Here is a 13,384-nt window from a genome sequence, read left to right on the forward strand (position 1 = left end):
GGCCGCTAAGGCGGCCATTTTAATCTAAATACATTGATAATAAAAACGTTAATAGCAATTAAGCTTATTATCAATTAATACGCCAATCGACGTGCTATTTATAAACAGGGAAACGTGAGCATAATTCTTTCACGTTTTCTTGTACTTTGACGATGGTTTCTTCGTTATTAATATCGTCTAAAATATCACAAATCCAACCCGTTAATGCTTTCGTTTCTTCAAGACCAAAACCGCGACGAGTAATTGCTGGAGTTCCTAAACGTAAACCAGAAGTTACAAATGGTGAACGAGGATCATTTGGCACTGAATTTTTATTTACAGTTATATGAGCACGACCTAAAGCGGCATCAGCGTCTTTACCCGTAATATCTTTATCAATTAAATCAAGCAATAATAAGTGGTTTTCTGTACCATTTGAAACCACTTTATAGCCACGTTCTTGAAGTACCGCAACCATAGCTTTAGCGTTATCTAAAACGTTTTGTTGATACACCTTAAACTCAGGCGCTAACGCTTCTTTAAATGCTACCGCTTTAGCCGCAATAATGTGCATTAAAGGACCACCTTGGCCACCTGGGAATACCGCGCTGTTTAATTTTTTATAAACATCTTCATCATCACAACCTGAAATAATTAAACCACCGCGAGGGCCTGCTAATGTTTTATGCGTTGTGGTAGTAACGACGTGAGCATGAGGAACTGGGTTCGGGTATAAACCTGCAGCAATTAAACCTGCAACATGAGCCATATCAACGAAAAAGTAAGCGCCAACTTTATCAGCAATTTCACGCATACGTGCCCAATCTACAACACCAGAGAATGCAGAGAAACCGCCGATGATCATTTCTGGTTTGTGCTCAAGCGCTAATGCTTCAAGTTCTTCATAATTGATATCACCAGTTTCTGGGTGAAGGCCATATTGAAATGCTTCGTAAGACTTACCAGAAAAGTTAACATGCGAACCGTGAGTTAAATGGCCACCATGAGCAAGGCTCATGCCTAACACTTTACCGCCCGGCTTAACTAATGCTTGGAAAACAGCGGCATTGGCTTGTGAACCAGCATGTGGTTGAACGTTTGCGTAAGTAGCACCAAATAATTCTTTCGCACGATCGATAGCTAATTGCTCTGCAACATCCACATATTCACAACCACCGTAATAACGCTTACCTGGGTAACCTTCAGCATATTTATTGGTTAATTGCGAACCTTGTGCTTCTAACACTCGTGGGCTACAGTAGTTTTCTGAAGCGATTAGCTCAATGTGTTCTTCTTGACGCACCACTTCACTACTCATTGCCTGATATAATTCAGGGTCAAAATCAGCAATATTCATATCACGTGTAAACATATTTTATCCTCAAGTAATGAGCCAGCAGCTAAACCAACAGGCTATCTTGTTAAGTTCAATTTTAATGCCGCACATTCTGCCCTAAAGAGGCTCATTTGTACATGTAAAAACCCACTTGAATTAGCTCATTTTGTACTGAGCTATTCCAGTGAGTATTGGTTAAAATGCGGTAAAAGTTTTTAATAACGAAATCTAATTCGTCTTGAAGATAATATATCGAATAAAAAACCAAAGAACAACAAATAAAACACAGCTATCAATAGTGATCCCGAATTTAATTTATCTTTCTTATGAGTATTCCGTTATAAGTTTGAAATCTTTGCATTGAGCTCTTTGAACTCTTTTTTACGTTTTCGATGAATTAACTCTGTGATTAAAAACATTACCGCAATAAAGACATTAATAAATATCAATGCCCCCAACATAGGTTTGTCGCCTTCTTTACCGACAGAATACACAAACCAATTGGCTAAAACACCAAAAGGAAGACAAGACCATTTAGTTAACGACATATATTTCATTGAAGATTCACAGCCTGCTAAGGCGTTTTCTATGGCTTGATCTGGACTATCACTAATTTGGCGCCATGTTTTTGCCCGAATTTTCATTTCGTAATACACAAAAATAAGCGACATAAGTCCGGCACCACCTAGATATAGATTCCATGGCGTGCCAAACTCGCCAATCATGACACCATAAAAAAATGAAATAAATAACCCTGCAGTAGCGAGGATATTTAAAGCAAAACAAGTTTTTGCCCAAGTAGTACGGCGTTTCGTTTGTTTTAACAAAGCTTGAATATCTGTTTTTTCAACAGGTTGCGACTGCCAGTCTTGGCTTAAACTTTGCCATTGTTCATCTAAAATTGTCGCTTCATCAGGATTGTTTTCATCAACGGCATTATTATCGTCAACGGCATAGTGATGAGCCTCGTCTGTGTCGGTCATTTGAGTTTGCTCTGCTATAGACGCTTGCGTTTCTTTGTCCATATTTAACGATGATTCATTGTCTTTCATTTCGACTCCAATAACTGCGTTAGCGCTTTTTTAGCCCGCTGTAACCGTACGCCGACCAGGTTAGTGGTAATAGATAAAACTTCGGCAATTTCTTGATAACTCATGCCTTCTAACGCAAGAGTGATCACTTGTTGCTGGTCAAGCTTCAATTGACGAATAGCATGAGCTAAGCGCTGTTGACGTTGCTTTTGGTCAAGTGATTGAAAAGGAGTGGGTTGAGTTAAGTCTTGTTCAGCCTCTGAAGGTACCGCGGCTAAATCTTTATCCGCTTTTACCGTACGCACAGATTTTGCTACATGCGTGGCCAAAACATTATGGGCAATTCGAGCAATAAATGTTTTAACAGCAGAGTCGAATCTAAACGTTGGTAATGCCCGCCAAACGTTTAAAGCGATTTCTTGAAAAAGCTCATCTTGAATTGCCGGTTTCGCTTCAAAACCTGTAATGATGTGACGAAGCAATTTTTCATGCTCCGTCATCCAATCAGCAAATACTTCTTGGAAGTTTTTTACTTGCTGACTTTGACTTTTATCGCTATCAGCTTGTTGGTTTATAGATTGATTCAATGAATAACTCGCATCATAAGTGAATGTCGTTTGAAAACGATCTTGTTGTCTGATGAATTCTACCGAGTTATTCATATTTAACAATTAATTTACAAACCTTTCTAAGTTAAATCAGCTTAACGACATGACTACTTTTTCAGAAGTCAGTTTTTTTGCTAACGTGATGACTAGTCCTGCTGTTAAAGCAAGAGTTGCTGCGCTGGTCACTAAAAGTACCATCCAGTCCACCGGCAAACCTTTAAAGATGTCTTCCATCAATAATGATTGACCAGAAATTGGCAACCATTCAGTCCAAGCAGGCTTGTCATCCATCATCATCATTGCCATCGGCACAAAACTTGGCAGCATAATTAACATAGTGACTGTCGATTGCGCCTCTTTAAATGTTTTCGCTTGAAAGGCAAAAAACAACTGTAATGATGATGCTAAAAAGCAAATGGGGATCAACATCAAGATTAACGTCAAGGTTGTCATTAAGTCGATATTAAAGGTTGCGCCAATTTTAGCTAAGTCGACAAAATTCATTGAAAATGAGGTTAACGTCAACATCAAAGATATTGAGATCACCGCGATAATGCTCGAACAAAATAACTTAGCTAAAACGATTTTTACCGTGCTGACTGGCTGACATAACAACATTTCTAAGACATTACGTTCACGCTCACCGGCACTGGAGTCGATGGAAATTGATAATCCAGACATAAACGCACCCATCATTAAGTACATGCCTAATATTAATGAAATCATCACAGCATTACTGGTCGGTAATGAAGTATCTTGTTCTTGAAGATCAACAGGTTGCAATAATTTTACATCAATGCCCCTCACTAATAGACGTTTAAAGCCAATCGTTCGAGAATAATCACGCACCACATCTTTAATTCTACGAATTGGCGATGCTAAGGATTTTTCCCCGTATTCGGCCCGTAGAATAATTTCAATCGGTGTACCTTCCTTCATGTCTTGAGCAAAAGTGTCGGGAATGATGAAATCAATATTGCGTTCATTCCAATTACGCTTCTCATCATCTGGCACATCTTTAAATGACAAAATATTGGCATCTTTAAACGCTTTTATTAACTTGGGCGCATACTGCTCACCGGTAAATTTCACATAGATAGCGGGGTTATCAACAGCTTCTTTGATCATCACTTTTGACATCACCATGATCATTATTGGCAGTAAAACCCCCATGCTTAATGCCACCATCAAGGCACGCTTATCACGAAAAGCTTCTTTTAATTCTTTAAAAAGTAATGCTTTAAACTGGATCATGCTGCTACTCCCTCATCTGAACCAATCAATTTTACAAAGGCTTCTTCTAATTGGGTTTCACCTGCTAATTCACATAATTCTTGTGGCGTGCCCTGCGCTGCTAATTTACCATTGGCAACGATAATCACCCGATCACACAATGCTGCAACTTCTTGCATAACATGTGAAGAAAATAAGATACAGTGACCTTTCGCTTTAAATTTACTTAAGTAGTTTCTCAATACTCGAGTACTCATAACATCCAAACCACGTGTTGGTTCATCTAAAACAAAGTTTTGCGGCTGATGCACTAACGCTTGCGCTAGAGTCACTTTCATCCGTTGACCTTGTGAAAAACCAGCCGTTTTACGATGGGCTAATTCATGCATATCTAAATCTGTCAAAACAGACTCAATGGCTTGTTTTTTCGCCTGTCCTGTTAAGCCATGTAAACTCGCGAAATAATCAATTTGCTCATAGGCAGTTAAGCGTTCATACAAACCAAATTTATCGGGAAAGATCCCTAACTTGGCACGTGCCGCCAATGGATTTTCTGTTACGTGAATACCGTCAATAGTGGCATAACCTTCATCAGCCGAAAGCAAACCGTAAAGGGTACGTAAACAAGTAGTTTTACCTGCGCCATTTGGCCCTAGTATGCCGGTAATTTCGCCATCTTTTGCTTGAAACGAAAGACCATCTAATGCTTTAACTGTATCTTTTTTCGAGGTAAAGCTCTTATGTAAATTATTTACTTCAATCATAATTATCTCCCTATATGCCGCCATTTAAGCCAGTCATAAATGACTCAGCAGGTATTTCATCTAAACAAGATTCATCCAAGTCATTTGGATCTTTTTTATTTAAAAACTCATTAATAACGTTAATTGCACAGCCTGAAACACCGGGGGTATGACTACTGTTTTTCATAATAATATGTCTACTATTAGGCAGTGTCTTATGAGAGTATTCGCCATTACTTGGTGGGGTAACAGGATCAAGTTCGCCTGAAATGATCAAGGTTGGAATATCAGCAGTTACAGGATTATAAAAATCGTCACTTGGACGGTATTGAGGCCACAATGGACAAGCTGTTTGCCATGCAACATGACTCAAATTACCGTTAAAATTGTTATCAGAATCAGCAAGAATCATGTCCTCCGTGACTTTTGGCATGTCTTCGTTACAAACGATATTGAACGTTAAGCCAACAAACATATTCATACCACCTTCACTCATTGCCGTTAATCCAGCAAATGGTGCAAAATTTCCTAATGAAGCTTGATGAATAATCAACGGCACTAAAGAGCGTCCTTCAATACTATAGAGCTGCATAAAGATGGTAGATAAAAATTTGCTTTTATTAACAACTAATGGAGTTTGAGTACCTAAACGTGGATGCGGAATACTGATAGAGAGAGGATTCTCATCTAATGTAGCGAGTACTTGATTAAACTCACTAGCTAAATTGGGATAGGCTTGTTGACAACTTGCTTCTTTCTCACAGTTTGCTAATAACATTGAAAAAGAGCGTGCGGCACTTTTGCCAAACAATCCAATAGGTACTTCAATAGGGCCTACACTATCTAAAACCACACTACTTAACGACTCGGGAAATAAGCGCATATAAACCAAACCAGCTCTAGTGCCATATGACCCTCCATAAATGGCAATTTTTTCATGGTTCAGTGCAGCGCGAACTGCGTCAAAATCTCGAATAGCATTTTCAGAATTATACTGACTTAAGTCACCGGTAAATGTCGCTAAACAGTCTTTAACATCTTGAGCTGAAAACTCTTCTGGTATAGTGCTATAAACATCTTGCTTGATATTTTCTTCACACTGTAATGGATGCGATTCACCCGTACCACGTTGATCAACTAAAATTAACGCACGTGATTTTCTTACTTCATTAAAAGCTTTATATAACCCACCTGCAAGGCTGACAGCTGCTTGACCAGGACCGCCAGCAAGAAACATTAATGGTTCTTTCTTTTGGCTTTTATCAATTGCTGGTAAAACGGCAAAATTTATCGTGATTTTTTCACCATTAGGTTTATCGTAATTTTCAGGGACAAGTAATTTGCCACATTGTACTTGTTGTTTAATACCATCAAGATGGCAATCTTTCAGGGATAAGTTCGATTCATTGGCTATAACCGCACTGTGAACTGACAGTAAACCAAATGCGATAACACTTTTGATTGTTATAGTTAATGCGGAAATGCTTTTTCGATTTATTTTCATTTTATCCTTCCTTTTAAAATGTCCCTTACTTAGTCTTAAGAAAAATATATTTATTACACTTTTTATTTATTTTTCTTAATAATCTTCTTTTCAACAGGTAACAATGGCTTAATCATTAAGTTTCAAAAGACAATTAACTAAAGTATTTTCAATAGGTTAAAAACAAAAAGCCGCTGTGGGAGAACAGCGGCTTTTATAACGTAAAACTATTGTCGTTTAAAAGTCATAACGAAGCGATAGTTTCACATAACGCGGTGTTTGAAAGTCATCGGCATAACCAAATCGAGGGTTATTGGTCCCACTATCAAATTCTGATTGTTCATCAACACCTTCAATACCATCCCTATTAAAGACATTAAATACATTCATCTTAAACGTTAAAAGTCCAGCGTCTTCAAGATCTACTCGATACGTTAAGTTTAGGTCTAAGTTGTAAACCCATTCAGTGGTACCTAAACTACCTCGAGCAGTCGCGACACCGTCATTATAAAAGGATGCAGCTCCATACCAATCACGTCCATAGCACACACCATCAACAGAGATAGCGGTTACACAATAGCCATCGTCTTCTGGATGAACACCAAAGGCACTCTTTGGTTTACCGGATTTTGCCCAAAAGTTATAACCGACGCTAAAGTCTTCCGTCACATTATAAATACCATAAGATTTAATGTTATGACGACGATCATTAGGTAAATTACCGTAGCCATTATCCATTAACTCAGGGTAGTCAAATGAAGTAGTCCAACCGGGATCCGCTTGACCATTGTCAGAACGAACCAGCCCTTCGGTATTACCATAACTATGAGACCAGGTGTAAGATGCAGCAATAAAAAAGTCCGTGGTAACATAACCTGAAACATTGAATTCTGCCGCATAATATTGACGTTTAGAGTCAGGAAAACCGAGCATATCAGCATTAACTGTTACACTTTCTTTGGTTCCGTCGCCATCAACATCATACGACATAGTCACGTCACGGCCAGGATTTGTTAATGTTGGAAACCAACCTCCAACTAAATAGTCGTTTAGATTAGGATCGTTGGCGTAATTTTCTTTGATCCATTGATTCATGCCATAGTTGAACGATATATCTTCAATCGATTGCTTTAATTCACGAGAAACTAAACGTACACCTGCTGCCCAATCATCATTGATTTGTTGCTCATAACCAATGACAATTTCGTCTGAATACATAGACTCAGCTTGGTTATTAAAAAGTTGATCTGCATCTGGCACTGTACCGTCTGCCACAATGTCGGTACGTAATTTTTCACCCAGTTGTGGCGTACCGTCAGCATTCACACCTTCTAAACGATAGATATGATGAATATCATAAGCGGCTGAAGCCATACGAACATTGGTATTTGGTGAAACAGGTTGGAAGTAACGACCGTAAGAGCCATAAAGTTTACTTGAGCCGTCTCCCATCAGATCATAAGTAAAACCAACTCGTGGTGCTATTTGATCTTTTAAATCAACGTATTTATCACCAGAGCCTGTTGTATTACTAAACTCACTAGCACGTACACCTAAATTAAGTACGAGTTGATCATTAACTTCCCATGTGTCGGTGAAATAAATAGCATTTGACTGGTTTTCCGTTTCACTTTCTTTGCCCCAAATACGCAGATCAGCATATTCTTCTCCGGCTAAAATTGGTAAACCCGCTGCGCCATCTTCGGCTGCACGGTAATAATCGTACCAACCATCACCATGGGGCTCATAGTAATCTGAGATTTCCAATGTTTCATGGTCGAAGCCGAATCGAAAGGTGTGATCACCCATCACATAATCAAAATCGACTCGATATACTTTACGCATATCTTTGGTGGAACTATCACCACTGCCAACCCAATCTCCTAAGGGTACCCAGTAACCATCGCGATTATCCCACACTCTGGATAATTCAGGTGTTCCAGAAGGGACGCCCGTTTCATTTTCAACATGACCATACATTGCCGATACGGTAAAATCATCGCTTAAATAACCGGTATATTGGACGTTCCAAACTAAGCCACCATCTTTACCTAAGGTTTCACCCGGCTTATCTGCTTTATTAAAGTTACCATCGGTATCTTTGCGCCATTCATTAGATTGATACGTCGCGCCATTATCAAATGCCATCGCACTTATAGAGTGGTTTTCACTGATTTCCCAATCTAACTTGGCAAACCACATATCTCGCTCCCACTCATTTTCTATATAGTTAGTATCACTATCGCTTGAGCCATCACCGCTTTGTGGGTTATATAAACCATAAAAGAATAATGTATCTTCAATGATTGCACCGCTTGCCCAGAGATTGATCTCTTTTTCATCATAATTGGTGGTGTCACTTTGGATCATTTTGCCTTCGTTATTGATCCAAGGGTAAGGTTCACGTAACGATTGAGGTTCAATTTCAATTTTTCCACCAAAGCTCCACTCGTTATCACCAGACTTTGACACTAAGTTCACGACACCGCCAATGAAGCGACCATATTCTGGCGAGACACCACCAGTAATCACTTCAGTTTGTTGAATAGCTTGCCATGGCAGTTCAATATCTCCCATACCTTTACGAACATCAGTAATATTCAAGCCATTGAGCATATAACCATTTTCAGCGACTGAAGAGCCACCAATGGCAACACCGCCAAAGGACGCATCACCACCAACCGTACCTGGTGCTAACATAGCAATGGCTGAAGAGTTCAGTTCAACAGGTAATAGATTTAATCTTTCCGTTGAAATAACTTGTGAGGCTTGCGTAGAACTAGTATCAATTTGACTAATTCTTGCACCTGATACTTCGATTCTTTCAATATTTGAGGTGTCTGCCATCGTCGCGTCAAAGACTAAACCAGCAACATTAATATTGACATGTTCTTCACTCACCGTAGTGAAGCCGTCTTTTGTTACCGTAATTGTGTAATCCCCTATCGGTAATCCTTTTAACGAGAAGTCACCTTTTTCGGTTGTGGTGGTCGTTCTAACTATCCCTTTCCCTTCATGCTTTATGGTGATTACGACATTATTTAAGTCTGTCCCAGCGACTGACTCAATATGACCATGAATAGACGCTTTACCATCGGTAGCTAGGACACTTGGCGAACTCAAGGCAATTGCAGTACCTACAGCTAATGCTGCAATGGTCTTACGTGGCTGAAAACCACTTTTATTGTTTTGAAACATTGTGAAACCCTTATATGAAAAATGTTATGTTCATTACTGTTAACTACAGCTTATTTTTATTAACAACATATTGTATACAATATATTGGATCCATAGTTTATTGAACAAAAAGTCATCATTCAATGGTTATTTAGTAAAAAGTACTAACATTCCATTAACATCCATATAAATCATAGGTTTACAGTTTAAGTTTTTTATTTTGCCACCCCGCCATTTTTTATTTTGTATTTAAGGTAAAAACTAAATAAAATTTTTATAATCGTTATGATATTCAAATATTTCCTGTTAATTTTTTAAATCTATCTAGCTAACATTGCTAGTTAAACAATCAATAAAAGAACAATCGATTAGAAATAATTCGATAAATACCAAAAAAGAGAATTAAACATTCACAACGCCTTCAAATAGCGATAAAGTCATAGGTAAGATGTATTTTAATTTAAGGATTCTTGATGGAACTTAATCAGTGGGTAGATGAGCTTTTTGAAGTGTTTGATGTAGATAAAGACGGCGTCATTAACCGCAGTGAATTTGTTGAATTGATTGATTGTTTACTTCAAGACAAAGGCATTCGGATGTGTGAGTCAATCTTCAAACGATTTGATACTAACCATGATAATTCGATTTCGAAAGAAGAATTAAAAGAAATGGTTATTGAACTCGCACTTTAATCAGCGTTAATTTTTCGTCATAAATTATTAAAAGAGCCTTAAAGGCTCTTTTTTTCAATCTGGTCTAACCTCTTTTTATCTCAGTGATACTCTGCTATCATTTCAGCTAACATGTGTAAGCTGAAATAACTCAATGCAATTAACTCCCCAATACAGCCTTGCTGAAGAAATAGCGAATGCGGTTAGTCACGGCATTGGTGCACTGTTAAGTGTTGCCGGATTAACCTTACTAGTCTTTTACGCCATGCAACAGCAAGATTTTTTGCGAGCTGCAAGCTTTGCTATTTATGGAACAAGTTTAGTCATTCTTTTCTTAGCTTCCACGCTTTATCATGCGATGGTTACGCCAAAAGCCAAACGTTTCTTTAAGTTATTAGATCACTGCGCAATTTATTTATTAATTGCCGGCACTTATACCCCATTGATGTTGATCACACTGAGTAATCGACTAGGTTTTATTATGCTCACCCTGATATGGCTGTTAGCGTTTGCAGGAATTACTTATAAAATATGTTGTAAAAATCACAATAAAGCGCTCTCTGTAGCGAGTTACCTTGGACTTGGCTTTGTTTCGGTATTTTGTTTACAACAACTAGCGAATGCTATTGATATTAATGGCTTAATACTACTTTGTTTAGGTGGTGGGTTTTACGCCTTTGGCGTGATCTTTTACGTTAATCATAAAATTCCTTTTAACCATGCCATTTGGCACCTGTTTGTATTAGCAGGTGCCGCCTGTCATTATTTTATGATGTGGTTTTATGTGTAATGATACAACAGACTATGTATAAAGTTACAACTGCCACGCATAACTAAATTTAGTAAAAATGGTACGCTGATCTCGTTCTAAGCTATCTAAGTTATCATCTTGGTAGCCGCCATCCGAATAACCGATAAAAAATAATGTTTGCGGATTAATTTTATAAGAATAAACAAGTTGGCTAGAGAAGTAGCGACTATTTCTATCGGGTCTATCTTCAATATCATCGTAAATATATAGATCAGGATTTCTTTCAATATCAGTATATTGCACAACAAACTTTAAGATGCTCCGCATATCGAATTGATAACCGATTCGCAAGTCTGATTGATGCGCCGTATAAATACGGTCATCGTTCACATCTAATTGGCTATAACTATAATTTAGATCTATTTTAACATGCTCATTTACATCCCATTCTATATAAGGATCAACATCAATGACGTCACCTAAACGAGTATTAGCAAAATCAATTTGTTTACCAAAGCGATAAAAAGTACCTAACTCAATATTTCTTCTTGGCCTAAATCTGGCAAACTGCATAAATTGAGTTTCATCAAACATTTCACCGTCATATAGTCGCTTGCGATGAACAATACCGAAGTTTGAGTAGAATTGTTTCTTGCCTTGTAAGTTGCCATGGATCTCGTACTCTTCTTCCAGCATATTTCCATCTTGATCATAGGTTTTATCCCAATCACCAAAATAGCCCCAACGCGTAAACATATCCTCTTCATCGCCATAATAATAACGGTTACCGCCAAGGACAACACGTTCGATGTTCGAACGAGATTCAAAACCTAAATCTGCTCGAAAATCTTCACCAATATTGCTGTAATTCGCTCTTAAATTATAATCGCGAGTACTATGTGAGTAATTTATGCTTAACGCTTGATCACTTTGTTCTTTATTCACGTCAAACTCTTCAACCACCAACTCAGGATTATCGGTTTCTGAACGCGCAACTTGGTAACTAATGTTATCTCGTTGACTTATCCAATAGCTGCCATCTACGGATAATAATGTATTGTTATAGTGACTCGCTTGCCGATGCGTCATCAAGACCCCAATATTATTTCTCTCGCCCACATCCATTTTATAACGCGCAATAGCGACTTCTGATTTTTCATCTAAGGTTGCAATGTCAGATCCTTGATTACCAGGCATTAGAAAGGATGTATTGTTATCATTTGCTAACATCACACCGTAACTATGATCATTGGTTTTACCTGTCACTTTAGCCCCAACATCAGGTTCAGCAATGTTGCGGGTATGGACAAAATTAAAATTAGCGGTATCAAAGTATGAGGCTCCATCTAAAAAGAAAGGCCGTTTTTCAGGAAAAAATAACGAATAAGTATTATTAACATCTAATTGTCCAGCATCAGCTTCAACCTGCGAAAAATCAGGGTTGATCGTGGCATTTAAAACAATGTCTTGGGTGATCCCCCAACGAATGTCCAAGCCAGGCTCTACATCCACACTCCCCGATTGCCAATCACCGGGAACCTCAGGCTTTTCATCTTGCTTAGAAAGCGTCAGGGTAGGAGTTAACTGAAAGTTATTGCCCGCTTTAATATTTTGTAATCCAACAAGTTGTTGAAATTGACACAAATTACATTTTATATTTCTATCACGTTTATACGTGGCCATTTGAATGCGAACATCTCGCGGGTAATTTCGCCAACCGGCAACATTCCATACTTTCTCTTCTTGTGTTTCCGCAAAACGTAATGAGCTAAATGGAATACTCATTTCAACAACGTAGCCAAAGTCTGTTATTTTTCCTGCGCTATCCCAAATGGCATCCCAGGAATCATCTTCATTCCAACCGTCGGTATCATCCATTTTCATATCGGCTTGAGCACCCAACGGATTCACGAAAAACTCATACGCCCCACGTTCGTCATTAAAGGTGTCAATAATAATTCCAACATTGTCATCCGCCCATAATGCATCACGGTCTCGTAATGAAACACGGATAAGCTCTGGATTTGGATCATACGCTTTGAAAGCCACATTCAGGTATGTGCCATCTTGATAAAAATACACCTCGGTTTTTACCGGAGCTGGTGTTCCTTCACCAGGATTGTTTTCATACGCTAACAGCATTTTTGTCGCCTGTTTCCACGACGGCTCATCTAAAACACCATCCACAGTAATAGATTGATTTATTTCCGCCAAAACTTGGCTATTACATTGTATTTGTTGAGAAAAAGCATAATGAGAGTTGAATAACATCATTAGTATAAATACGAATATAGACTTGTTTAGGTAGTACGAAGGTATAATATTTTTTAATTGAATAGGTAACGACATGGTTATGTTCACTTTTTTATAGT

Annotated in this window: 10 protein-coding genes; 2 read left to right on the forward strand and 8 right to left on the reverse strand. The window is 38.3% G+C overall.

Annotated features, from left to right (window positions below):
* Nucleotides 1–94: 94 nt before the first annotated feature.
* The 7 genes from glyA to ABXH06_RS01980 all read right to left on the reverse strand — a co-directional run bounded on the left by glyA (nt 95) and on the right by ABXH06_RS01980 (nt 9,611).
* Entirely contained in the window at nt 95–1,351 is a 1,257-nt protein-coding gene (gene glyA / locus ABXH06_RS01950) for a serine hydroxymethyltransferase (protein ID WP_311578408.1), read from the reverse strand.
* 302 nt (nt 1,352–1,653) lie between these two features.
* Complete coding sequence (locus tag ABXH06_RS01955) at nt 1,654–2,367, reverse strand: hypothetical protein (RefSeq protein ID WP_353517091.1); 714 nt, start codon at nt 2,365–2,367, stop codon at nt 1,654–1,656.
* Nucleotides 2,364–3,008, reverse strand: coding sequence for an RNA polymerase sigma factor (locus ABXH06_RS01960; protein WP_311578414.1), 645 nt, complete (start codon nt 3,006–3,008; stop codon nt 2,364–2,366). The genes ABXH06_RS01955 and ABXH06_RS01960 overlap by 4 nt, the downstream gene beginning before the upstream one ends.
* A gap of 36 nt (nt 3,009–3,044) precedes the next feature.
* Complete coding sequence (locus tag ABXH06_RS01965) at nt 3,045–4,208, reverse strand: ABC transporter permease (RefSeq protein WP_311578417.1); 1,164 nt, start codon at nt 4,206–4,208, stop codon at nt 3,045–3,047.
* Nucleotides 4,205–4,951 (reverse strand): ABC transporter ATP-binding protein, encoded by a 747-nt coding sequence (locus ABXH06_RS01970; protein WP_311578420.1) that lies wholly within the window; start codon nt 4,949–4,951, stop codon nt 4,205–4,207. Before ABXH06_RS01970 ends, ABXH06_RS01965 begins: the two co-directional genes overlap by 4 nt.
* 10 nt (nt 4,952–4,961) lie before the next feature.
* Nucleotides 4,962–6,434: an alpha/beta hydrolase gene (locus ABXH06_RS01975; RefSeq protein WP_353517092.1), complete on the reverse strand. Its 1,473-nt coding sequence runs from the start codon at nt 6,432–6,434 to the stop codon at nt 4,962–4,964.
* A 216-nt stretch (nt 6,435–6,650) separates the two neighbouring features.
* Nucleotides 6,651–9,611 carry a TonB-dependent receptor gene (locus tag ABXH06_RS01980; RefSeq protein ID WP_353517093.1) on the reverse strand — a complete coding sequence of 987 codons (2,961 nt, stop codon included), beginning with the start codon at nt 9,609–9,611 and terminating at the stop codon, nt 6,651–6,653.
* Nucleotides 9,612–10,063: 452 nt separating this feature from the next.
* Between ABXH06_RS01980 and ABXH06_RS01985 the strand changes: the two genes are divergently transcribed.
* Nucleotides 10,064–10,282: an EF-hand domain-containing protein gene (locus ABXH06_RS01985; protein ID WP_303449056.1), complete on the forward strand. Its 219-nt coding sequence runs from the start codon at nt 10,064–10,066 to the stop codon at nt 10,280–10,282.
* A gap of 133 nt (nt 10,283–10,415) precedes the next feature.
* Nucleotides 10,416–11,051 (forward strand): PAQR family membrane homeostasis protein TrhA, encoded by a 636-nt coding sequence (gene trhA / locus ABXH06_RS01990; RefSeq protein WP_311578432.1) that lies wholly within the window; start codon nt 10,416–10,418, stop codon nt 11,049–11,051.
* Nucleotides 11,052–11,075: 24 nt separating this feature from the next.
* Here trhA and ABXH06_RS01995 read toward each other — a convergent pair whose 3' ends face one another.
* Nucleotides 11,076–13,286, reverse strand: coding sequence for a carbohydrate binding family 9 domain-containing protein (locus tag ABXH06_RS01995; RefSeq protein ID WP_353517094.1), 2,211 nt, complete (start codon nt 13,284–13,286; stop codon nt 11,076–11,078).
* Between the last annotated feature and the right edge of the window lie 98 nt (nt 13,287–13,384).

The sequence above is a fragment of the Thalassotalea sp. SU-HH00458 genome (assembly GCF_040362795.1).
GTDB lineage: Bacteria > Pseudomonadota > Gammaproteobacteria > Enterobacterales > Alteromonadaceae > Thalassotalea_H > Thalassotalea_H castellviae.